The 20,999-nt window shown below is 64.2% G+C and carries 21 protein-coding genes and 1 pseudogene; 11 read left to right on the top strand and 11 right to left on the bottom strand.

All coding sequences use genetic code 11. The annotated features are described in order from the left end of the window. Window positions 1-173 precede the first annotated feature (173 nt). The 4 genes from A2I95_RS07275 to A2I95_RS07260 all read right to left on the bottom strand — a co-directional run bounded on the left by A2I95_RS07275 (window position 174) and on the right by A2I95_RS07260 (window position 4,685). Complete coding sequence (locus A2I95_RS07275) at window positions 174-1,823, bottom strand: DUF4139 domain-containing protein (protein ID WP_291729122.1); 1,650 nt, start codon at window positions 1,821-1,823, stop codon at window positions 174-176. A 103-nt stretch (window positions 1,824-1,926) separates the two neighbouring features. Next, complete coding sequence (locus tag A2I95_RS07270) at window positions 1,927-2,274, bottom strand: hypothetical protein (RefSeq protein ID WP_291729121.1); 348 nt, start codon at window positions 2,272-2,274, stop codon at window positions 1,927-1,929. Window positions 2,275-2,407: 133 nt separating this feature from the next. Beyond that, window positions 2,408-3,430, bottom strand: coding sequence for an aspartate-semialdehyde dehydrogenase (locus A2I95_RS07265; RefSeq protein WP_291729120.1), 1,023 nt, complete (start codon window positions 3,428-3,430; stop codon window positions 2,408-2,410). 82 nt (window positions 3,431-3,512) lie between these two features. Further along, window positions 3,513-4,685, bottom strand: a complete 1,173-nt coding sequence (locus tag A2I95_RS07260) for an MFS transporter (RefSeq protein ID WP_291729119.1) — start codon at window positions 4,683-4,685, stop codon at window positions 3,513-3,515. 129 nt (window positions 4,686-4,814) lie between these two features. Here A2I95_RS07260 and A2I95_RS07255 point away from each other — a divergent pair, with 129 nt between their 5' ends. Next, window positions 4,815-5,978 (top strand): DUF3095 domain-containing protein, encoded by a 1,164-nt coding sequence (locus A2I95_RS07255; RefSeq protein WP_291729118.1) that lies wholly within the window; start codon window positions 4,815-4,817, stop codon window positions 5,976-5,978. Between the two features lie 3 nt (window positions 5,979-5,981). Here A2I95_RS07255 and A2I95_RS07250 read toward each other — a convergent pair whose 3' ends face one another. Continuing rightward, window positions 5,982-6,632, bottom strand: a complete 651-nt coding sequence (locus A2I95_RS07250; protein ID WP_027256676.1) for a carbonic anhydrase — start codon at window positions 6,630-6,632, stop codon at window positions 5,982-5,984. A 177-nt stretch (window positions 6,633-6,809) separates the two neighbouring features. Here A2I95_RS07250 and A2I95_RS07245 point away from each other — a divergent pair, with 177 nt between their 5' ends. From A2I95_RS07245 to A2I95_RS07235, 3 genes are all read left to right on the top strand, one after another. Further along, on the top strand, window positions 6,810-7,169 hold the full coding sequence (locus tag A2I95_RS07245; protein WP_291729159.1) for a hypothetical protein: 360 nt from the start codon (window positions 6,810-6,812) through the stop codon (window positions 7,167-7,169). Between the two features lie 85 nt (window positions 7,170-7,254). Further along, window positions 7,255-8,637 (top strand): M17 family metallopeptidase, encoded by a 1,383-nt coding sequence (locus A2I95_RS07240; protein ID WP_291729117.1) that lies wholly within the window; start codon window positions 7,255-7,257, stop codon window positions 8,635-8,637. A 4-nt stretch (window positions 8,638-8,641) separates the two neighbouring features. Further along, on the top strand, window positions 8,642-9,466 hold the full coding sequence (locus tag A2I95_RS07235; RefSeq protein ID WP_291729116.1) for an NlpC/P60 family protein: 825 nt from the start codon (window positions 8,642-8,644) through the stop codon (window positions 9,464-9,466). Window positions 9,467-9,560: 94 nt separating this feature from the next. On the opposite strand, the gene A2I95_RS07230 is transcribed toward A2I95_RS07235, so the two are convergent. From A2I95_RS07230 to A2I95_RS07220, 3 genes and pseudogenes are all read right to left on the bottom strand, one after another. Beyond that, a complete protein-coding gene (locus tag A2I95_RS07230; protein WP_291729115.1) occupies window positions 9,561-9,905 on the bottom strand; it encodes a DUF2794 domain-containing protein in 345 nt (114 codons plus the stop codon). Between the two features lie 115 nt (window positions 9,906-10,020). Continuing rightward, window positions 10,021-10,710: a helix-turn-helix transcriptional regulator gene (locus tag A2I95_RS07225; protein ID WP_291729114.1), complete on the bottom strand. Its 690-nt coding sequence runs from the start codon at window positions 10,708-10,710 to the stop codon at window positions 10,021-10,023. Window positions 10,711-10,783: 73 nt separating this feature from the next. Then, window positions 10,784-12,279: pseudogene (locus A2I95_RS07220) on the bottom strand (DNA polymerase Y family protein). Window positions 12,280-12,391: 112 nt separating this feature from the next. Between A2I95_RS07220 and A2I95_RS07215 the strand changes: the two are divergent. Continuing rightward, a complete protein-coding gene (locus A2I95_RS07215; protein WP_291729113.1) occupies window positions 12,392-12,868 on the top strand; it encodes a cytochrome c in 477 nt (158 codons plus the stop codon). A 52-nt stretch (window positions 12,869-12,920) separates the two neighbouring features. Here A2I95_RS07215 and A2I95_RS07210 read toward each other — a convergent pair whose 3' ends face one another. Then, a complete protein-coding gene (locus A2I95_RS07210; protein ID WP_259988178.1) occupies window positions 12,921-13,538 on the bottom strand; it encodes a TetR/AcrR family transcriptional regulator in 618 nt (205 codons plus the stop codon). Between the two features lie 137 nt (window positions 13,539-13,675). Here A2I95_RS07210 and mbfA point away from each other — a divergent pair, with 137 nt between their 5' ends. Beyond that, on the top strand, window positions 13,676-14,650 hold the full coding sequence (mbfA, locus tag A2I95_RS07205; RefSeq protein WP_291729112.1) for an iron exporter MbfA: 975 nt from the start codon (window positions 13,676-13,678) through the stop codon (window positions 14,648-14,650). A 349-nt stretch (window positions 14,651-14,999) separates the two neighbouring features. Continuing rightward, window positions 15,000-15,929: an AEC family transporter gene (locus A2I95_RS07200; protein WP_291729111.1), complete on the top strand. Its 930-nt coding sequence runs from the start codon at window positions 15,000-15,002 to the stop codon at window positions 15,927-15,929. Here the strand turns inward: A2I95_RS07200 and A2I95_RS07195 are convergent. Next, on the bottom strand, window positions 15,926-16,267 hold the full coding sequence (locus A2I95_RS07195) for a cupin domain-containing protein (RefSeq protein ID WP_291729110.1): 342 nt from the start codon (window positions 16,265-16,267) through the stop codon (window positions 15,926-15,928). The two genes, A2I95_RS07200 and A2I95_RS07195, sit on opposite strands and share 4 nt — an antisense overlap. Window positions 16,268-16,493: 226 nt before the next feature. Between A2I95_RS07195 and fghA the strand changes: the two genes are divergently transcribed. The 3 genes from fghA to A2I95_RS07180 are packed head-to-tail and all read left to right on the top strand — an operon-like array spanning window position 16,494 to window position 19,299. Further along, window positions 16,494-17,327 carry an S-formylglutathione hydrolase gene (fghA, locus tag A2I95_RS07190; protein WP_291729109.1) on the top strand — a complete coding sequence of 278 codons (834 nt, stop codon included), beginning with the start codon at window positions 16,494-16,496 and terminating at the stop codon, window positions 17,325-17,327. 20 nt (window positions 17,328-17,347) lie between these two features. Further along, window positions 17,348-18,844, top strand: a complete 1,497-nt coding sequence (gene sthA / locus A2I95_RS07185) for a Si-specific NAD(P)(+) transhydrogenase (protein ID WP_291729108.1) — start codon at window positions 17,348-17,350, stop codon at window positions 18,842-18,844. Then, the gene (locus tag A2I95_RS07180; RefSeq protein ID WP_291729107.1) at window positions 18,841-19,299 is read left to right on the top strand and encodes a YaiI/YqxD family protein; all 459 of its coding nucleotides are present in this window, start codon (window positions 18,841-18,843) and stop codon (window positions 19,297-19,299) included. Before sthA ends, A2I95_RS07180 begins: the two co-directional genes overlap by 4 nt. Here A2I95_RS07180 and A2I95_RS07175 read toward each other — a convergent pair. Next, window positions 19,296-19,634, bottom strand: coding sequence for an NIPSNAP family protein (locus A2I95_RS07175; RefSeq protein ID WP_291729106.1), 339 nt, complete (start codon window positions 19,632-19,634; stop codon window positions 19,296-19,298). The genes A2I95_RS07180 and A2I95_RS07175 overlap by 4 nt on opposite strands. 400 nt (window positions 19,635-20,034) lie before the next feature. On the opposite strand from A2I95_RS07175, the gene A2I95_RS07170 reads away from it, so the two are divergent. After that, window positions 20,035-20,997, top strand: coding sequence for a DMT family transporter (locus tag A2I95_RS07170; protein ID WP_291729105.1), 963 nt, complete (start codon window positions 20,035-20,037; stop codon window positions 20,995-20,997). Window positions 20,998-20,999: the final 2 nt, after the last annotated feature.

Here is a 20,999-nt window from a genome sequence, read left to right as displayed (position 1 = left end):
CCTGAATTCAGGTAGCGCTCCCGTGCCCGTCCGCAGCCCTGGCTTTGCCAGCGCAGCGGCAGCGGGCTTGGGCGTGGCACCGCGCCATGCGCGGTGCCACGCCCAACGGGAGGAAGGTATCTAAATACCTGACGACGGGCGGGAGTTTTCCGCAGCGATCCGGCACGCCACTCTCAGCGCAGCACCATATCATCAGGCCAGCTGAGCGTGACGTCCAGCCGGATTGCGCGGTTCTCGCCGGCCGCGATGTCCAGATCCCAGGCCAGTATGCCACGCTGTTTCTCCACGTTTTCTTCTGTCGGGGCCGGATTGGCCGACCAATCGATTTCCAGATCCTCTTGCTGCGAGTAAGGCACCCGGTCCAGAACGCGCAGGGTCCAATCCTGGCCGGTCAGGTTCTCCACCTCGATTTCCACATGTTGCACCTGTTCATTGCTGCGCGAGATCAACCCTTGGCCGCCTTCGCTCTGCCGCAGCATATCGCGGCGAACCTGCAGGCCTTCGATCGGGCCGAATCCCGCCGCCATCTCCGCACCCGGTGCCAGCCCGGCAAACCCCTCAAAAGCAACCAGCTTGCCATCGGCAAACCGCGGCACTTCCTCCGAGGCCAGGAGCTGCTCGCCGAAACTGTTGGTGAACGTCGCCACCCTGTAGGCAGTTTCATCGCGGTTCGGCACTGCCACTGCCTTCACTTCGGCAACGGCCGTCAGAGCATCCATTTCAAGCCTAAGGAAATCGGCACCGGAGGCGACCGAAACCGGCAGGCCGAATCTGTAGGTTGCAGCCGCCCCTTCCAGATTTGCAGCCCACCCGCCTTGCGCGTCTTCAACAATGACCGGAGGCTCAATCACCGGTTCCGAATGCGCAGACATTTCCGCCACATCCAGGCCAAAGGATTTCTGCGCGCGCGGAGGCTCAGGCGTTTCAATCCGGCGCAGCCACGGGTGCAAGGCAGACGGGCTGCCCTGCCCCGATGGTTTTGCCGAAGACAGCGTCAATGCCACATCCTGCCAGTTCTCTCCGGTATCCTGAACCAGCGTAACTGCGCGTTTCAGGGTAACCTCAGGCGTTTCCCCTGTGCTGAGATGCATTTCGTAAGACGGCTGCCAGCCGATATTGCCGCCGCCGGCGGTGAAATAGCTCAGCATTACCGCGCCTTCACCTGCCTGTTCTGCCTCCACATCCACTGCAATGTACAACCGGTCCCGGTCCTCCAGCGCGATGGCCGCCAGCGCTGCGCGGGCCGCTGCCAGGTCTTCGTCCAGCGCCTCCAGGCGCAGCTCAATCCGGCGTGCCCCGGCTTCCGCTTCCACCGCAGCCTGGCTCGCCTTGCCTGCTTCCCGGGTGATCATCCGCGCAATTTCGCTCAAAGCCGATGCTTCCGCCTGGGCCAGGCCCTCATTGCCGCCAAGCTGCTGCAGGAACCCGATGGAGGCCTCTGCCGCCCGCACCCCGGCACGGGCGCCCGCAGCCTCATCCCGGACCGAGGCAACTTGGGCCTCAAGATCACGAATCCGTGCTTCGGCGGCCTCAATCTCCGGGTCGTCCGCATCCCGCGGCGGCACGTAATCCTCGCGCAGCAAGGTGGCGATGCGGCGGGCGCCGGTGATTTCAACCTGCAAGGTCTCCAGCAGCGCAGACTTCGGCACATTCTGCAGGATCAGCCGGTGCCGCCCTTCAGGCAGCGTAACCGCAGCGCGCCGCGTCACCTCGGCAAGGCCGGGATAGAGTGTCACTTCGGACACCCGGCTGCTGACGGAAAGGGTATCGGCCGCAGCAACGGATGCCGCAGCCTGAACAAACGAACAAACGGCAAAAGCCATCAAGGAAATTCTCATTGGCATCTCTCAATCAATCAAGATGGCGGGCCGGAACTGCCCGCCTGATGCCAAACCTATCCTTCAGTCTGCGGCGTGGCCAGCACGCTCAGGCACCATGAGCGGCGGCCTGCTGCGGCTGTGACGGGCCAAAGCGCAGCTCCAATTCATCTGTGTCGATCCCCAGATCTTCGCAGGAGGAGACTGCCGCCAGCCTCAACGCGTCATAGACCCACAGATCCCCTTCACGCATCCGCAGGCAGATGCCCTTGCGGCGCAGGCCCCGGCACAGGGTGAACCAGTCGCCGGACGCTGCGAAATCCGCCGCCAGCTGCTGCCGCAACTCTGCCGCGGATGCGCAGTTCAGCTTGGGATGCAACGGAACAGCCGCCACAGTGCCAAATGGCTGAGTTGCGGAAACCGGGGCGGCTTGGCTGAAATCCTGCAGTGCGATCATAGGTTTGATCCTCTTGGTCTGGTGTTTCTTCTGTCTTCCTCAACCTACCGGAGCTGGCCGCCCCGAGGCAGCCGTGCAAAAGAAAAGGGGCCGCCTCTTCCGAAGCAGCCCCCTCACCAAAAGGATATAAGGCTTAGCCTTTCTTCAGAACCTCGCGGCCCAGAAGCTCGGCAATCTGCACTGCGTTCAGGGCTGCGCCCTTGCGCAGGTTGTCGCTGACGCACCACAGGTTCAGGCCGTTGTCGATGGTCGAGTCCTGGCGGATCCGGCTGATGAAAGTGGCGAAATCACCCACACATTCGATCGGGGTCACGTAGCCGCCGGCTTCGCGCTTGTCGATCACCATGACGCCGGGCGCCTCGCGCAGGATGTCGCGGGCTTCGTCCTCGTCCAGGAACTCTTCGAACTCGATATTCACGGCTTCCGAGTGGCCGACAAACACCGGCACGCGGACGCAGGTCGCGGTGACCTTGATCGCCGGATCGACGATCTTCTTGGTCTCCACCACCATCTTCCACTCTTCCTTGGTGGTGCCGTCTTCCATGAAGACGTCGATCTGCGGGATGACGTTAAAAGCGATCTGCTTCTGAAACTTGTTCGGCGGCACATCAGTGGTCGGATTATAGATCGACTTGGTCTGATCCCACAGCTCGTCGGCGCCCTCTTTGCCCGCGCCTGACACCGACTGATAGGTCGAGACGACGACGCGCTTGATCCTGGCGCGGTCGTGCAGCGGCTTCAGCGCCACAACCATCTGTGCGGTCGAGCAGTTGGGGTTGGCGATGATATTCTTCTTGGCATAGTCGTGGATCGCCTGCGGGTTCACTTCCGGCACGATCAGCGGGATGTCCGGATCGTAGCGGTAGAGCGACGAGTTATCGATCACGGTGCAGCCCGCCGCGGCGGCCTTGGGCGCATAATCCTTGGTCGCGGCAGAGCCCACGGCAAACAGCGCCATGTCCCAGCCGGTGAAATCAAAGGTATCCAGATCCTGGGTCTTGAGTGTCTTATCGCCAAAGCTGACTTCAGTGCCGAGAGATTTGCGGCTGGCCAATACAGCGATCTCATCCACAGGGAACTGGCGCTCGGCCAGGATGTTCAGCATTTCGCGGCCCACGTTGCCAGTGGCGCCAACGACGACGATGCGGTAACCCATTTGTCTGTTTCTCCAGTAATACCCGGCCCCATGGCCGGCGCCGGAGTGATAAAGGTTCCGGGACCAAGTTAAAAGTCCCGGATCAGTCCATGCTGTCACGGCTGAGCAGATAAACTGCGCATCCTGCCGCAAGACAGACCAAAAAGAAGGTGAAAATCCCCGTGTAGGGCAAGGATGGGTCCGTCCCGGCCATATTCGCATGAATACGGCCGGTAGCGAATTGCATGATTCCCACCCCGCCGATGCCGAAGAAATTCAGCAATGTGACCCCGCGTCCGGCCAGATGCGGCGGCACAAAGGCGCGGCCATGCGCCATGATCACCGGAAAAGAGGCGCCGAAGAATCCGACCGCCGCCATCAGCACGACCGGCATCCAGACTGGCGTGCCTGCCGCCAGAATCAATCCGCCCAATGCCAGACATGCCAGAATGTTGCCGCCCAGAATCACCCATTTGCGGGACCCCAGCACCCGGTCCAGCGGCCCATAAGCAAAAGTGCCGGCAATCATCGCCGCGCCCATCACCAGCGTTGCAAGCCCCACGGCTTGGGTGCTGAGGCCATAGAGGTCATTCAGATAAGGCCCGATCCACAGCCCCCGCAGCGCCCCCGACGGCGCATAGGCCACCAGCATCAGAGGGAAAATCGCCCACATTACCGGCATTTTCAGCAGGTCCAGTACCGATCCCTTGTGCTCGCCCTCCGGCTTGTCCGGGTCAGCGACAGTCAGAAAGATCCCTGTCGCAACCACCACGGAAACCACTGCCAGCCCCGCCAGCGTCTGCCGCCAGCCGAACAGATCCACCGCCAGTGCGGTCGGGTAGGACGCCACCAGATTGCCCGCCGACCCCACCCCCAGCATCAGGGCGGCAAGGGTGGCAAAACGGGCGGGCGGGTACTGGCGCGCAAAGATATAGTAAGAGGCCATCAGCACCGGCGAACAGCCGATACCGATCAGGAACATCGCAATGCTCACATGCAAGGGCGCGCTGGCCGCGGCAAACACTGCCGCCCCGCCGCCGCCGCCCAGCAGCAGCAGCAGCGCCGCGGTTCGGCGCGGCCCTGCATGGTCCAATGCCCAGCCCACCGGCAGCTGCATTGCGGCAAAAGACAGGAACCACATGCCCGAGGCAAAGGCGAGATCATCCGGCGCCGCCCCGATATCCTGCGCCAGCACGCTGGACAGCACCGCCAGGAAAGCACGGAAAAACTGGCTCAGCACGTAAGCCAGGCACAATAAGATCAATCCTGCCTGCATTTCCCGTCCCCCGGTTGGCCGTTTCCGCGGCACAGCTTGCATGTTTGGTCCCGGCACACAATTCGTTTAGGTAGAAACGGCAGGTCGCAGGAATGGGATACTGGGACGGGAAACTGGGGTGGGAACGGAATGACGACAGACACTTTCTATTCCAGCCTGCCAAGCACCCGGTCCTTTGACAGCCTTGCCGCGCCAGAGGCCTTTGCGCCGCTGCCGCCGGACTGGCACCTGTGCTGCACCGATATCGTGAATTCCACCGGGCTGGTGGCTGCGGGGCGCTACAAAACCGTCAACATGATCGGCGCCGCGGTGATCGCCGCCATGCGCAACGCGCTTGAGGGCGAGGCCTTCCCCTATATCTTCGGCGGTGACGGCGCCTCTTTTGCGGTGCCGCCCCGGCACAAGGACACCGCCAAAGAGGTGCTGGCGGGTCTGCGCAGCTGGACCGAAGCGGAATACGGCGTCAGCCTGCGGGCTGCGATGCTGCCGATGGGCTGGGTCCGCGCCGAGGGGCTGGACGTCCGGATTGCCCGCTATGCCGTGTCGGATCACGCGGATTTCGCCATGTTCAACGGCGGCGGCCTGGCCTGGGCCGAGGCACAGATGAAGGCCGGCGCCTTTGAAGTGCCCGCCGCCCCGCAGGCCGAACCCCCCGACCTCAGCGGCCTGTCCTGCCGCTGGAGCAACACTCCGGCGCGCAACGGCATTATCCTGTCGGTGGTTGCCCAGCCCGCTCCGGGCACCAGCCCGCGGGCCTTTGCCCGGCTTTCGGCAGAATTGCTGGATCTGGCCTCCGAACTTGCGGAAGACGGCCACCCGGTGCCCGATGGCGGTCCTAAACTGCGCTTTCCGCCCTCCGGCCTGACCCTGGAAGCCCGGGCGTCCCGCGGAAAATTGCCGGTGATTTTACGGAAGCTTTATCTTGTCTCACACAGCCTCTTTGCCGGGCTGATCTTCACCTTGAAACGCCCCGTGGGCGCCTTTGACCCGGTGCATTACCTGTCGGTTCTCAAAGCCCATTCCGACTTTCGCAAATTTGATGACGGGCTGAAGATGACACTGGACTGCACCCCGGCCATCAGCACCCGGATCCGCGACCGCCTGCAGCAGGCTGCCGGGGCCGGGCTGGTGCATTTCGGCCTGCATGAACAGGACGCCGCAATGGTCACCTGCATCGTGCCCTCGCCGGTGGAGGACGACCACATCCACTTTGTCGATGGCGCCGATGGCGGCTATACGCAAGCAGCCGCCAATCTGGCAGCTGCTTTTGGTGCCGGCAAAAACCCGGCATGACGGTCAGACAGGCGCAAACACGCCCGTCTTGGGATCATAACATTCCAGACCGCCTTCGCCGATATCGGTCCACAAGCCATGCAGGCTCAGCTGTCCGGCCTTCACCGACGATTCGATAAAGGGAAAGGTCATCAGGTTTTCCAATGAGGCAACAACAGCTTGGCGCTCGAACTGGCGCGCTTGCAGCTCCGGATCCTCAATTCCTGAAACGCCTTCGAACTTGGGCTTCAGAATATCCATCCAACGGCCGACAAAGCTGGTCTTTTCTTCCAGCTGCGGCGCGTTGCCTTTGCACATGTCGATACAGCCCTGAACGCCGCCGCACTGCGAATGGCCCAGGACGATCAGATGCGAGACCTTCAGCGCGGTCACCGCGTATTCCACCGCCGCCGAGGTGCCGTGGTGGTCGCCATCAGGGGCAAACGGCGGCACCAGGTTGGCAATATTGCGGTGAATAAAGAACTCGCCCTGGTCGGCGCCGAAGATCGACGTCACATGCACCCGGCTGTCGCAACAGGATATCACCATGGCCCGCGGGCGCTGGCCCTCAGTCGCCAAGCGGCGGTACCAGCCCTGGTTTTCCTCATAAGATGTGGCCTTCCAGCCGTGATAGCGGGTCACCAGATAACTGGGGAGAGGTTTGGCAAAGTCCATTGTCGAATCCTCCGATCGTTGCACGTTGCCGGACGTGTTACCCTGCATTGTCCGCAAATTCGAGCGATTTGAGCCTCCTGCAGAAACCTTTTGAAAACTTGTGGGCTTCAAATTGGCAGTTGTGCCGTGGGGGTACATAGAATTTGGGTGAACGTGGTGGCCAATATACTAACAGTAATGCGCTCGGAAACAGTGCGCTTGGATCCAGACAAACTCTCCGCGCTGTATGAGCAGCTCGGCGAAACCGGTGCCGAAGATGTCGTGTGCCGGGCGGTTGAAGAAATGGCGGTGCGCCTGACGCATTGCGAGCGCCTGTGGCGGCAGAATGACATGATGAACCTGCGCAAAAGCGCCCGGTCGCTGATTGCGATTGCCGATCAGATCGGCATGACAGCGCTGGCAGCCATTGCCAGGGATGCGACCGTAGCCATTGATGCCGAGGACGCTCCGGCGGTAGCCGCGATCCTGTTCCGGCTGATGCGGGTGGGCGAACGCTCGCTGACCGCAGTCTGGGATCAGCAGGATATGACGATCTGATATTTCCGCGGCCTGCAGGGCTTGCAGGCGGCGCTGCGGCGGCTACTCTGGCGGATCATTACTGATCCGCAACCGGAGTATGCCCATGCCGCCCGTCTTTGCCGCGCCCAGCCGGGACGCCTGTCCTGTGCATGTTATCGCAAGCGACATTTTTGACAGCTGGCTTTCGAGTCAGCCGCAGCGCGTTCAAACCTGGGTTTCGGCCCAGGGCTTTACCGGCGCCTGCGGCCAGGCCTTGGCAGTGCCGGCGACGGATGGCACATTTGAGATGGCCCTGGCCGGCTATGGCAGCGCCGCCACGCGCGCGCGCCGCCGTTTCGTGCTGGCCGAGGCCGCCGCGAAACTGCCCGCCGGGACCTACCGGATCGCCTCCGGCCTGCCGGAAGACGCTGCCGCCACCGAAACACTGGGCTGGCTGCTGATGACCTACCGCTTTGACCGGTATAAGAAAAGCGCGGCACAGACCGCTTCGCTGGTTGCGCCGGAAGGTTTGGATGCAAGCGCCGTAGAATCACTGGCTGCCGCCGAATGCCTGACCCGCGATCTGATCAACACGCCTGCCTCTGACATGGGTCCGCAAGAGCTTCAGACTGCTGCCGAAGCCCTGGCCGAGGAGTTCGGCGCCGGCTGTTCTGTGATCACCGGCGAGGATCTGCTGCAGCAGAACTTCCCGCTCATCCACACCGTGGGCCGCGCATCGGACCGCGCGCCGCGGCTGATCGATATCGGTTGGGGCACGTCCGGCCCCCGGCTCACCCTGGTGGGCAAGGGCGTCTGTTTCGACACCGGCGGGCTGAACCTCAAACCCGGTAACAGCATGGCGCTGATGAAAAAGGACATGGGCGGTGCCGCCAATGTACTGGGGCTGGCGCGGATGATCATGGCCGCTGGCCTGAACCTGCGGCTGCGGGTGCTTATTCCGGCAGTGGAGAATGCGGTGTCCGGCCCCGCCTTCCGACCCGGCGATGTGCTGACGTCCCGCAAGGGGCTGACGGTAGAGAACAACAACACCGACGCCGAGGGCCGCCTGGTGCTGGCCGACGCATTGGCACTGGCGGCCGAAGACACGCCGGATCTGCTGATCTCCATGGCCACCCTCACCGGGGCTGCCCGTGTGGCTGTCGGCCCGGATCTGTCGCCCTTCTATACCGACCACGATGCAGATGCCGCCGCGCTGGCGGCCAGTGCGGCGCGCACCGCCGACCCGGTCTGGCGAATGCCTTTTTATGACCCTTACGAGACAATGATCGAACCCGGCATCGCCGATCTCGACAATGCGCCCTCCGGCGGTTTTGCAGGGTCGATCACCGCCGCGCTGTTCCTGCGCCGCTTTGCCGGGGACACCCGCTACATGCATTTCGACATCTACGGCTGGACCCCCAGCGCCGCCCCCGGGCGGCCCAAGGGCGGTGCCCTGCAGGGCACCCGCGCACTGTTTGCCGCCCTGCCGGACATGCTGGAGCTTTAACGGCATGACCGACCGCCGCCGTACTCCCATGAACACCCGCGTCGCCGCCGCGCATCTGGCGGATGTTCCCGCTGGCTTGGAACCGATTGAAGGCACCGCTGCCCGCATCGGAGTACCCGTTGCAGACCTCTTGCGCGCGCCGGACGGCGTCCGCGACCGCCAGCTTGTCTATGGCGAGCCGGTGACTGTCTACGAGGACCGGGAGGGCTGGTCTTTCTTGCAAGCAGCCAAGGATGCTTACGTCGGCTATGTGCCCAGCGCGGCCCTGACAGCGCCCTTTGACGCCACCCATTGGGTCAGCGCCTCGGCCACCCATGCCTATTCCGATGATGATTTCAAATCGCCAGAAACCCATGCCCTCAGCCACGGCAGCCGGGTGCAGGTCCTGGGCGGCACCGGGCGATTTCTGCAAACCAACCTGGGGTTCATCCCCGCCCGCCACCTGTCGCCGCTGGGCGCCCATGCTGCTGATCCGGTGGCCGTGGCCGAATTGTTCCTCGGCACGCCCTACCTCTGGGGCGGCAACAGCCGGTTCGGCATCGACTGCTCCGGCCTGATGCAAGCCGCTCTGCTTGCCTGCGGCACCGCCTGCCCCGGCGACAGCGATATGCAGGAGGCAGAGCTGGGAGAGGCGGTCACATCCAAAGACTATCAGCGCGGCGACCTGCTGTTCTGGAAAGGCCATGTGGCCATGGTGCGGGATGCGGGCACCCTGATCCACGCCAATGCCCACGATATGGCTGTGGCGATCGAACCCATCGGCGTGGCAATCGAACGGATCGCAGCCCAGGGCGACGGCCCGGTCACCGCACACAAACGGCTGGCGTGACCCGCATCAGCCGCCCCAGGCGGCAAAAATCTTGCGAAGATTTTTAACCGGAAAATTTGAATTTTCCGATCCCGGCCCCGCTGCAACCCGAAGGTTATTCAACGGATCGGATCAGCTTGCGCTCAAGCACCCGCAAAACGGTTTTCAGATCCGCCCCGCGCTTCAGAATATGCCCGTCCATCCCCACCACCGAATACTGCCCTTGCCGCACCCGCAGCTTGGGGCGCTTTTCGATCCGGTAAAGCGGATGCTCTGCCGTGCGCCGGAAAACCGAAAACACCGCCAAATCCCGCAGGGAGGCAATTCCGTAATCGCGCCATTCCCCGGCGGCAACCATTCGCCCATAGAGGGATAGAATGACCGACAGTTCCCGCCGGTCAAACGCGACTTGCTGAGGGTAGGGAGATCCGGGAAAAGGCTGCACCTGATCAAAGCTCATAGTTTAAAGGTTGCGCCGTTTCCGGGGCAAATCAAGGTCTATCCCCTTCGAATTTTCGTGTGATGCAGAAGGCGCACAGGCTCTGCCCCCTGTTTCCAGGCCGCTCCAGCCTGCCTCAGGCCGCCACCAGCCCGCCGCAGCTGAGGCCCAGAATCTGCTCCAGCGCGCGCGCTCCAGGCGTCGTCAGCACCAACCCGCGCTTGTGCCGGTGCCGCTTGACCCAGCCGCTGTCCAGCGCGTGATCCAAGATCAGCCGCCCCACCGGCCCCGCCACATGCAGCTTGCGCTCGGTCCAGTCCAGACAGGGCCGGGCAAACGGCTGGCGGCCCGGTTTCTCAGGCAGAATGACACCCAGCTTCAGCCACTCCCCGGCCGGAACAGCGCGAAAGGCGCCGTGTTCCTCCCGCAGCATCCCGCGGTCCAGAAGGGCGCGGGTCATCGCCACTGCCAAAGGCCCGGCCAGATGATCATAACAGCTGCGCACCTGTGCCAGATCCCCCGCTTTGCGCTGCTGGGCGCGGTGCAGGCTGTCCGCGGGCGCAATCGCCGCCAGCTGCTCCAGCGCATGGGCCACCTCCGGCCCTGCCAGCCGGTGGTAAACGCAACGCCCGCGTTTTTCGGCCACCACCAGCCCGGCATCCTGCAGCAGCCGCAAATGCGCCGAGGCAGTTTGCGGCGTCACCCCGGCAGCCGCCGCCAGCTCCTTGTTGGTATAGGCGCGGCCCTCCATCAGCTCGCACAGCATCTGCGTGCGGCTGGCGTCGCTGATGGCCTGGCCCAGAATGTCGAAACGCGGTGTGATCATGCCCCTATTCTACGCGCGTCCTTCAGGCAGACCCAAGCAAAACCCTTCGCCGCGCATCGAACTGTCCGGCCCGTCACGCAAAAGAACCATGACAGAACCAGCCCGGCGACAGCGCGCCGCCATGGGCGAAGAACAGCCACAGCCGTTCACCAGTGCGGGTCGCCACCACCCAGTAATCGCGCACGCCGCTGCGCCAGTTTGGATCCTCCAGCCACCATTCCGGCGCGATCCGTTCCGGACCTTCCGCCCCGGCCAGTTCCCAGTCACGGCCGCGCCAGCGGAAACGTGCGGGCACCTCTGGCAACTCCGGCGCTGCCACCAGCTCAGGCCGCCAGATCAGCAGCGGACTGCACGGTGAAGGTCTTTTCCGGGATGTGGCTCTCTGCCGGGTGGCAGCGGGTGATGGCCTCCAGCCCCAGCCGCGCGCCCAGGCGCCCGATCAGATCCTCCAGCGCTGCGCCGTCCTCCTGCCGCGCCTGCACAGCAGCGCCTGCCTGCATATGGCCCGCGGGGGTGCGGGCATGGATCGCTTCGGCCTACAGCACCTCCAGCCGCAGCATGTCGATGCCGTATCCCGCATCAATCTGTTCCAGCTTCATCTCCAGCAGCGGGCGGATGCGGTCCGGCGCGCGGCTGGCACGGGCCAGGCCCAGGGTCACGGCCTCCATCTCCTGGTCGCAGCGGTGCGCCTCCAGCTGCAGCACCCGCGCGCCCTTGCCGCGCGCCTCCAGCCGGGCGCAGAGCCGCGGCAGCATCCGGTCAATGCCTGCCAGCAGATCCTCCATCAGCCCGATCGGCTCCGGCAGGGTCAGCCGCACCGCAAAGTGATCCGGGCTGCGCGCGGGCGAGACCGGCTCCGGTGCGCTGCCCATCACCTGATCCAGCCGCAAGGCCGCCACCGGCAACGGCCCAAGCGCGCCATAAGCCTGCCCAGGCCCGGCAATCCCCCCAACAGCGGCGGCAGCGCCTGCACCTGCGGCGCCGCCCCGGGTCCAATGGCGGCGCTTGGCGCTTTGCCCCGGCGTGCGTTTCTGCGCCCGGGCCCGGGTCGCGCGGGCCTCTTGGTCAATGGCATCGCCCGAACGGTCCGGCACGGCGTCCTCATCCGCGTAACGCACCAGCGCCCAGACCGCGCCCAAGGTATCCGCCAGCCCCATCTGCACGCTGAGGCCCATCTCAGCGCAATCGCGCCCCGCCGTCTCCATCAGCGCCGCCTCGCAAATGCGCGCAACCGGTAAGGTCAAGGATCAGTCCGTCCTCCCCGGCCTCGGCCACCCAGGGGCTGAACTTGCCCGCCCAGCGCCTGAGCGCCGCCAGGAACGCCGCCTCGGCGGCCCGGTTGCGCGGCCGCACCACCAGCGCCGCACACATCGCATGGGCATCGCGCAACGGCTGGCCCGGCTGCAAACCTTCCGCCGACGCCGCCATATTTAACGCGGAAATAACCTGGGTGTTCGACACTTCCCCGGCAACGGCCAGCGGCCCGGCACTGCCGCCGCGCTCTGCCCGCATGATACGCTCCGCCCCAAGGCGCGGAAACCAAAGCGATAAGATGCGGCGACGGGGCATGGACAGATCGGGCAGCGGGGGCCGGAAGGCGGCAGATTACAGGAGTTCCACAGTATATGTTCTTATTTTGTTCCCGTCATGTGATTCGGTCAATCCGCCCGGGGGCCGCGTGATGACCATCCGCCTGCTCAAAACCATGGCCTTCTTGGCCATCCTCGCAGCTCTTGCCATTGGCACCGCTGCTCCGGTCACAGCCAGGGACGGCGCCAGCAAGCACGTGACACGCAGAATGGCCCTGATGACCTCGCAAAAAGCGGCGATGGACGTGCTGGCCGGCATGATGGCCGGGCGCACATATTTTGACCGGGACAAGGCCCGCACAGCCCGGCGGCAGCTGATCAGATCCACCGGCACAATCCGCAAGCATTTCAAGAAGCCGCAGCTGGATCCACGCTCCCATGCGCGGCCCTTGATCTGGCACGCCTGGAAGGATTTCAAAGCCCGTGCAGACACCGCCGAAACGGCAGCCAGGAACCTCAGCACCCGCTCCCTGCCCGCCCTGCGCCGCACCCTGCCCAGCCTGATGCAAAGCTGCCTCAGCTGCCACGAGGCCTACCGCAACACGCCCAACAGCTTTACCACGCACTGAGGATGATCCGCAGGCATTAACCGGCACGCTCTGACCGGCACGTCCGCAGCCGTCAGGTGCCGAACCGCGCCATAAAGGTCTCGATTGCCCCGGCGATCACCCGCTCACGTTCGGCCTCGGTAAAATGCTCGTCGATATTGAACAGGAAACGCAGGAAAATGTCCGCCTTGCACAGCTCAATGAATTGCGCGGCAGCCAGGTCCGCATCCGGAATTGCCAGCTCGCCCCGCTCTGCGGCGATCTTCAGGTAATCGCGGATCTGCCCGTGCAAAACCATCGGGCCGCTTTCATAGAACATCGGCCCCAGCTCAGGGAAACGGTCGGCCTCGGCCACAAAGATGCGAAACAACTGCAGGCTCAGACCGCCTATCAGAACCGCGTGAACATGTTCCGCCGCCACCCGCAGCACCTCGCGCGGGCCGCAACTGCCCGCCGCCAGATCAAGCGACGCTTCAGACTGCTGCACGCAGACCGAACGCACCACTTCCATGAACAGCACCCGCTTGTCGGGGAAATAGCTGTACAGCGTCGCCTTGGACACGCCGGCCGCCTTGGCAATGTTGTCAACACTCGCGCCCTCAAACCCGTCAGCCAGGAACACCTCGCGGGCCCCTGCCAGGACCTGATCGAATTTCCGGCCTGTACGCAGGACGCTGGCTTGCTGGTTCATGCGGGTTCCTTTGGCTGCCTGCGGGTCTGGGCCTAGTGTAGCCTCTGCTGCCGCATTGCAACAGCATAACCCGCGCCGTATTGCAGTCCGTCGCGGAAGCGTTATGTTTAGAATTATTCTAAATTGAGGGGCGGCAGATGCGTTTTTTCACCCAGCGCAAACAGTTTGCGGAGCTGACCGGGCAGGAGATCCTAGCCCTCGCAATCTCCTCCGAGGAAGACGATGCCCGCATCTACCGTGGCTATGCCGAAAGACTTCGCGCCGAATTTTCGGGATCAGCTGCGATGTTTGACGGCATGGCCGCCGAGGAGGACGACCACCGCGCCCGGCTGATTGCCCTGCACGAGGCACGCTTCGGACCGGCAATCCCGCTGATCCGGCGCGAGCATGTAGCCGGCTACTATGCCCGCCGCCCGGTGTGGCTGATGGAAAACCTCAGCCTCGACCGCATCCGCGACGAGGCCCGCGCGATGGAGCGCGACGCCGAACGCTTCTACACCGCTGCTGCCGCCCGTACCCAGGACGCCGCCACCCGCAAGCTTCTGGGCGATCTGGCCGCAGCTGAGGCCACCCATCAGGCCCGCGCAGGCGAATTGCAAGACGCGCATCTGGACACGGATACGCGCCAAGACGAGGACCGCGCCGCCCACCGCCAGTTCGTGCTGACCTGGGTGCAGCCGGGGCTGGCCGGGCTGATGGACGGCTCGGTCTCCACCCTAGCGCCGATCTTTGCCACCGCCTTTGCCACCCAGGACACTTGGACCACCTTCCTCGTCGGCATGGCGGCCTCGGTCGGAGCCGGCATCTCGATGGGTTTCACCGAGGCGGCCTCGGATGACGGCGAACTGTCAGGCCGCGGCTCCCCCATCAAACGCGGCCTCGCTTCCGGCATCATGACCACTGTGGGCGGGCTGGGCCACGCTCTGCCCTATCTGATCCCGGACTTCTGGACCGCCACCACACTCGCCTTGCTGATCGTCTTTGTGGAACTGTGGGCCATTGCCTGGATCCAGAACCGCTTCATGCAAACCCCGTTCTGGCGCGCCACCATGCAAGTGGTGCTGGGCGGCGCCCTGGTACTCGGCGCCGGCGCGCTGATCGGCAGCGGCTAGGCACGGCAACGGGAACACTCCCGCCCGCTCCGGGACAGCCACAGGCTGCCCCTCCCCGGTTGGGCCCGGCAGCGCTGGCGCGCTGCGGGGGGCGTACGCGCCGCACAGGACTTTCGTGGGTCAAGGGCGGCAGTGCCGTCGCACCTTGGCGCGGTTCACCCTTGAGGCAGGAAAGTCCGGTCTCACAATTGGTCTGGCGCTCTCAGCAGAAACCCCCGCCCCGAGCGCAGCACGGGGCCACGCCCAACTGCGAAAGGCATTCCGAAGGATGCCCATGAGCAGGCGGGAGCACACCCCTTCTGGCAAAAAACAGCCTTTGCCAATTGGTCAGCTCTTGTTACCAATCCCCATGGCCGAGATCTTCTTCCGCACCCTGCCGTTCTTTGCAATCATCGGCCTCGGCTACTGGGCCGGGCGCAGCCGGTTTTTCACCGAGGAGGCCACCGGCTATCTCACCCGCTTTGTGTTCTACTTTCCGCTGTCGGCGATGATATTCGGCTTTGCCGCCAACCTGTCGTTTGCAGAAGTCTTCGACCCCACGCTGATCCTCGGCTATCTGGCCGGCACCCTCGCGGTCTATCTGCTGGTAACTGCGGCGGCCGTAATCCGCGGTCTGGACGTGCCCACCGCGGCAGTTGAGGCGCAATGCGCCGCGATCGGCAATGTGGGCTTCCTCGGCCTGCCGATGATGGCGATCCTGTTCGGGCCTGCCTCAGTGGCGCCGATGATGGTGGTGCTGAGCGTCGATCTGGTGGTGTTTTCCTCGCTGATCGTGATCCTGATCAACGCAGGCCGCGGCCAAGGGCTTGGGACTGCTACCCTGAAACTGGTCGGGCTGGGTCTGCTGAAGAACCCGATGATCCTGTCCATCACCGCGGGCCTCGCCTGGTCGGCCTCGGCGTTGCCGATCCCTGAACCGGTAAACGACTTTCTCACCATCCTCGGCGGCGCTGCCACGCCCGGCGCGCTGTTTGCCATCGGCGCATCCCTCGCCTCGAAATCGGCGGAGCGGGTGCAGATTTCCGGCTGGCTCAGCTTTGCCAAGCTGGTGCTGCATCCGGCCTGCGTTGCCATCGCGGTATTGTGGCTGATTCCCGCCGCGCCGTTTTCCGCCGCTGTCGCCATCGCCGCCGCCTCGCTGCCGGTCGCGGGCAATGTCTACATGCTGGCGCAGCATTACGGCGTGGCCCCGCACCGGGCCTCCGCCGCCATCTTCATCTCCACCGTGCTGTCGATTGTCACCGTGCCGGCGGTGATCGCTTGGGTCTCTGGCCCCTAAAGCCGGATCACATAATCCTTGCGGGTGGTCTCAATCACCTCCCAGGTGCCGCTGAAGCCGGGCCGCAGGATGAAACTGTCGCCCGCCGCCAGCGGATACTCGGTGCCGTCATCGCTGGTTATGACCGAACGCCCCTCCAGGATCCGGCAGTATTCCCACTCGTCGTAGGAAATCCGCCACTTGCCCGGCGTCGACTGCCAGATGCCGCAGTAAAGCCCGTCACGTTCCTCCGCATTCCAGGTGGTGAACACCGGATCACCGGCAATCACCTTCTCCGGCGCCGGGCGCTCCACCTCCGCCTCCGCGGCCTCCGCTGTCAGTCTCAGAAAATCGCTCATGCCTCACGCTCCCTCTTGCCTTGGCGGCGGACTGTCCCGGTTTTCGCCACCGCTGTCCAGCACACTCCTGCGCAAATGCGGCAGCCTCCACACGGCCAAAGCCCCGCATGTTTGCGAAATCGCAAGCCTTGTGCCGCAAAAACCGGCATTGCTGCCGCCCATCCGCTGGACCCTGAGGCCAACTGCGGATAGCGATAGAGCTAACAGAATTTGAGGAGCCTCACCCATGGAAACCGTTTCCGAGAACCGTGCCTTTGGCGGCACCCAGGGCGTTTACAAGCACGCCAGCACCGCCACCGGCGGCGGCATGACCTTTGGCCTGTTCCTGCCGGAAGAAGCCAAGGACGGCCCGGTGCCGGTACTGTGGTACCTGTCCGGCCTCACCTGCACCCATGAAAACGCCATGACCAAGGCGGGCGCCCAGGCCTGGTGCGCCGAGCAGGGCATCGCCATTGTCTTCCCCGACACCTCGCCCCGCGGCGAAGGCGTGGCAGACGACGAGGCCTATGACCTGGGCCAGGGCGCAGGCTTCTACGTGAACGCCACCCAGAACCCTTGGGCACCGCATTTCCGCATGTGGGACTACGTGGCCGAGGAACTGCCCGCCCTGCTGGGTGAAAAATTCGCCATCGACCTGGACCGCCAGGCAATCACCGGCCACTCCATGGGCGGCCACGGCGCGCTGACGCTGGCGATGAACCTGCCGGGCCGCTACAAGTCGGTCTCCGCCTTTGCGCCGATCTCCAACCCCACCGCCTCCGACTGGGGCCGCAAGCAGCTAAGCGCCTACTTGGGCGATGATGAGTCCGCCTGGGCCAAGCACGACGCCACCCTGCTGATGCGCGAGAAAGGGTTCGACGGCCCGATCCTGATCGACACCGGCACTTCTGACCAGTTCATCGACCTCTTGAAGCCCGAAGCGCTGGCCCACGCGGTGGCTGAGCGCCGCCAGCAGGCCACCCTGCGGATGCAGCCGGGCTATGACCACAGCTATTTCTTCGTGTCGACCTTTATGGAGGAGCATGTCTCCTTCCACGCCGACGCGCTGTACCAGAACTAAGACCAACAAAGGACGCGGCCATGAGTGAAGACTTTGATTATGACCTGATCATCATCGGCTCCGGCCCCTCGGGCCGCGCCGCCGCCATCCAGGCGGGTAAGCTGCACCGCCGGGTGCTGGTGATCGACCGCAAGGACCGGCTGGGCGGCGTGTCGGTGCACACCGGCACCATCCCCTCGAAAACTCTGCGCGAAACCGTGCTGAACCTCTCCGGCTGGCGCGAACGCAGCTTCTACGGCCGCTCCTACCGGGTCAAGGATGATATCCTCGCCGAGGACCTGAAGGCGCGCCTGCACAAGACCCTGGACCACGAGGTTGACGTGCTGGAACACCAGTTCAACCGCAACCATGTGGACACGCTGATGGGGCTGGCGAAATTCATCGGCCCGAACGAGGTCGAGATCGCCACCGAAGCCGGCGAAACCACCCGGCTCACGGCAGAGAAATTCCTGATCTCCACCGGCACCCGCACCTACCGCCCGGACTATGTGCCCTTCAATGGCCGCACCGTGGTGGATGGCGATGATTTCCTTGAGATGGCAGATATTCCGCGCTCTCTGGTGGTGATCGGCGCCGGCGTGATCGGGGTGGAATATGCCACCATGTTCTCCGCCCTCGATGTGCGCGTCACCCTGATCGAACCGCGCGAAAGCTTCCTCGATTTCATCGACAAGACCCTGATCCAGGACTTCACCCATCAGATCCGCGAAAACGGCGTCGACCTGCGGCTTGGCTCTGCGGTTGAGACCATCGAAGACGCGGGCGAGCATGTCGAGGTCACCCTGGCCAACGGCCGCCACGTGCGGGCCGAAATGCTGCTGTTTGCGGCCGGGCGCCTGGGCGCCACCGCCTCGCTGAACCTTGGGGCAACGGGGCTGAAGACCGACCACCGCGGCCGCCTCAGCGTGGACCGCAAGACCTACCAGACCGAGGTGCCGCATATCTATGCCGCCGGCGATGTGATCGGGCATCCGTCGCTCGCCTCCACCTCGCTGCAGCAGGGCCGGGTTGCCGCCTGCCATGCGCTCGACACACCAACCATGCCGGAGAGCCCCTGGTACCCCTATGGCATTTATTCGGTGCCGGAAATGTCCACCTGCGGCATGTCCGAGGAAGAGCTGCAGGAGCGCGGCATCCCCTATGAGGTCGGCGTCGCGCGCTTCCGCGAAACCTCGCGCGGGCATATCATGGGGCTGGAACATGGCATGCTGAAAATGCTGCTGTCGCTGAAGACCCGCCGGGTGCTGGGCGTGCAGATCGTCGGTGAAGGCGCAACCGAACTGATCCACATCGGCCAGGCGGTGATGAACCTCCAGGGCACCGTGGACTACTTCGTGCAGAACACCTTCAACTATCCGACGCTGGCCGAGGCGTATAAAATCGCCGGCCTCGACGCCTTTAACCGGATGCCGATCCCCGAAGAGTTCAAGGTCAGCAAGCCCGCCCGCAAGACCAAGGCCAAACCCGCCCCCAAGGTGGAGAACAAGCCCGAGGCAGACAAGAAGGCCGCCGAGTGACCGCGCTGTACATCGACGCCGACGCCTGCCCGGTGAAGCAGGAGGCCGAGCGGGTCGCCACCCGCCACGGGCTGCGCATGTATGTGGTTTCCAACGGCGGGCTGCGCCCCTCGCAGAACCCGCTGGTGGAGAATGTGATCGTCTCCGAGGGCGCCGATGTGGCCGACATGTGGATCGCCGAGCGCTGCGGGCCAGGTGATGTGGTGGTGACGGGCGACATCCCGCTTGCCGCCAAATGCATCGAAGCGGGTGCGCGCGTCCTGCGCCACAACGGCGAGTGCTTCACCGAGGCCAATATCGGCCAGCAGCTGGCGATGCGCGATCTGATGGCTGACCTCCGCGCCGCCAACCCGCTGGGCGCCGGCGGCAGCGGCAAAGGCTTCACCAAGGCCGACCGCTCGCGGTTCCTGGACGCGCTGGAGCGCGAACTGCGCACGGCCAAAGCCGGCCGCTAAGCCATCGCGGCTTTCAGCGGCGCCAGATCCCCCTCCAGAACAGGGCGCAGGAAGGTCCGGTCATAGCGCCGGACAATGTCGTTTTCCCGGGCGAAGCGGAACGCCGCCTGGCAATCGGCATCCTCAAAGCTCTTTGCGCGATACGCCTCATAGGCCGCCAGCGACGGGAAAGAAAACAGCGCCACCGCCAGATCATTGGCGCTTTCATGCGGCAGGAAATAACCGTGATGGGTGCCGCCGAACCGCTCCACCAGCGGAATCCAGGCCTTGCCGTAGATCTCAAAGGCCTCGGCCTTATCGGGGTGAATTTCATAAGTGATGTAACAGGTGATCATGGCCGCCTCATGTGCTGGTTCACGGCCAAACCTAGGCGCCGCTGCCCGCCTTGCCCAATGACATTGCGTGATCCCTCAATTCGCAAGCGTAGATATGCGCCCCAACAGGCCTGCTCCCGGGTCCAGGCTCCGCTTCAGCGGACCGTGCGCAGCACAGCTTGGCCTTGACGCGGGAGCAGGCCGTCAAACACTCAGACAGGCGCGTTCAGGGCAGACCTGCCCCTGAACCGCTTCTCAGCAAGAAATCCGGCCTCTCCCCGGCCCCGAAGCCCCATGTTCAGCACCCCAAAATTCCGCCCCGGAATTTTGCCCGGAAAAATTGCATTTTTCCGCCCCCGCCCATTGCCCGGCTACATCAAATCCGCCACTGATCAAGAGCAGGAGACGGGAGGGAAACAGCATGAGCGCAGAGATGAAAGTCAGCGTCCCCGGCCTGTTTGCCGCCGCCGGCGCGGGCATCGCCTTCTCGGTCATCGACATGATCTTCAAGTTCCTGTCGGGTGACTACCCGCTGTATGAAATGGTGCTGTTCCGTTCGGTCATCGCAGTTACGGTCATGCTGGCGATCATCGTGCCGCTGGAAGGCGGCTATCACCTGTTGCGCACCCATCAGCCGAAACTGCACCTCATGCGCTGCTTTGTGGTGTTCTTTGCCAATATCTGCTTCTTCACCGGCCTCACCCTGCTGCCGCTGGCCGAAGCTGTGGCGATCGCCTTTGCAACGCCTTTGATCGTCACCATCCTGTCGGCACTGTTCCTGGGTGAACGCCCCGGCCCTTGGCGCTGGGGCGCGGTGATTGCCGGTTTCCTAGGTGTGCTTATCATCATGCGGCCCGGCGCAGACAGCTTCCAGCCCGCTGCGATCCTGCCGTTCCTCGGCGCATGCGGCTATGCCACCCTGCATGTGCTGACCCGCCGCGCCGGCGGGACAGAGGCAGGCGCGACGCTGGCCTTATACCCGATGCTGGGCTTCCTGATCCTCAGCGCGCTGGCTGGGCTGATCTTTGGCGACGGCCGCTTTGCCACCGGCAGCAGCCCGGCCCTGGACTTCATCCTTCGCGCCTGGATCTGGCCCGCACCGGAAGACTGGCCCTATCTGATCGGCGTCGGCATTGCAGGCTCTGCGGGCGGCTATCTTGTCAGCCAAGCCTACCGCATGAACGAGGCAGCGCTGGCGGCACCGTTCGAGTACATCGCCATGCCGATGTCGGTGCTTTGGGGCGTGCTGATCTTCAACGAATGGCCCGACCTGCCGGTCTGGCTCGGCAGCGGCTTGATCATTGCCTCAGGCCTGGTCTCCGTCTGGCGCGAAACCCGCCGCAACCGCCCCGCCCCGCGGCCCCGCCCGCGTGCAGAAGGATGACC

This window comes from Leisingera sp. F5 (assembly GCF_001593695.1).
The sequence above is the reverse complement of the archived record's forward strand: the minus strand, read 5'-3'. Positions and strand labels throughout refer to the sequence as shown.

Bases quoted from the DNA above. Each gene is read 5' to 3' on its own strand.
- A2I95_RS07240 (WP_291729117.1), top strand. From the start codon at position 7,255: ATGCCGCCCGTCTTTGCCGCGCCCAGCCGGGACGCCTGTCCTGTGCAT.
- A2I95_RS07225 (WP_291729114.1), bottom strand. From the start codon at position 10,710: ATGATCACACCGCGTTTCGACATTCTGGGCCAGGCCATCAGCGACGCC.
- fghA (WP_291729109.1), top strand. From the start codon at position 16,494: ATGGAAACCGTTTCCGAGAACCGTGCCTTTGGCGGCACCCAGGGCGTT.
- A2I95_RS07170 (WP_291729105.1), top strand. From the start codon at position 20,035: ATGAGCGCAGAGATGAAAGTCAGCGTCCCCGGCCTGTTTGCCGCCGCC.
- A2I95_RS07235 (WP_291729116.1), top strand. From the start codon at position 8,642: ATGACCGACCGCCGCCGTACTCCCATGAACACCCGCGTCGCCGCCGCG.
- A2I95_RS07195 (WP_291729110.1), bottom strand. From the start codon at position 16,267: ATGAGCGATTTTCTGAGACTGACAGCGGAGGCCGCGGAGGCGGAGGTG.
- A2I95_RS07200 (WP_291729111.1), top strand. From the start codon at position 15,000: ATGGCCGAGATCTTCTTCCGCACCCTGCCGTTCTTTGCAATCATCGGC.
- A2I95_RS07260 (WP_291729119.1), bottom strand. From the start codon at position 4,685: ATGCAGGCAGGATTGATCTTATTGTGCCTGGCTTACGTGCTGAGCCAG.
- A2I95_RS07230 (WP_291729115.1), bottom strand. From the start codon at position 9,905: ATGAGCTTTGATCAGGTGCAGCCTTTTCCCGGATCTCCCTACCCTCAG.
- A2I95_RS07175 (WP_291729106.1), bottom strand. From the start codon at position 19,634: ATGATCACCTGTTACATCACTTATGAAATTCACCCCGATAAGGCCGAG.
- A2I95_RS07265 (WP_291729120.1), bottom strand. From the start codon at position 3,430: ATGGGTTACCGCATCGTCGTCGTTGGCGCCACTGGCAACGTGGGCCGC.
- sthA (WP_291729108.1), top strand. From the start codon at position 17,348: ATGAGTGAAGACTTTGATTATGACCTGATCATCATCGGCTCCGGCCCC.
- A2I95_RS07275 (WP_291729122.1), bottom strand. From the start codon at position 1,823: ATGGCTTTTGCCGTTTGTTCGTTTGTTCAGGCTGCGGCATCCGTTGCT.
- A2I95_RS07245 (WP_291729159.1), top strand. From the start codon at position 6,810: ATGCGCTCGGAAACAGTGCGCTTGGATCCAGACAAACTCTCCGCGCTG.
- A2I95_RS07250 (WP_027256676.1), bottom strand. From the start codon at position 6,632: ATGGACTTTGCCAAACCTCTCCCCAGTTATCTGGTGACCCGCTATCAC.
- A2I95_RS07270 (WP_291729121.1), bottom strand. From the start codon at position 2,274: ATGATCGCACTGCAGGATTTCAGCCAAGCCGCCCCGGTTTCCGCAACT.
- mbfA (WP_291729112.1), top strand. From the start codon at position 13,676: ATGCGTTTTTTCACCCAGCGCAAACAGTTTGCGGAGCTGACCGGGCAG.
- A2I95_RS07215 (WP_291729113.1), top strand. From the start codon at position 12,392: ATGACCATCCGCCTGCTCAAAACCATGGCCTTCTTGGCCATCCTCGCA.
- A2I95_RS07255 (WP_291729118.1), top strand. From the start codon at position 4,815: ATGACGACAGACACTTTCTATTCCAGCCTGCCAAGCACCCGGTCCTTT.
- A2I95_RS07210 (WP_259988178.1), bottom strand. From the start codon at position 13,538: ATGAACCAGCAAGCCAGCGTCCTGCGTACAGGCCGGAAATTCGATCAG.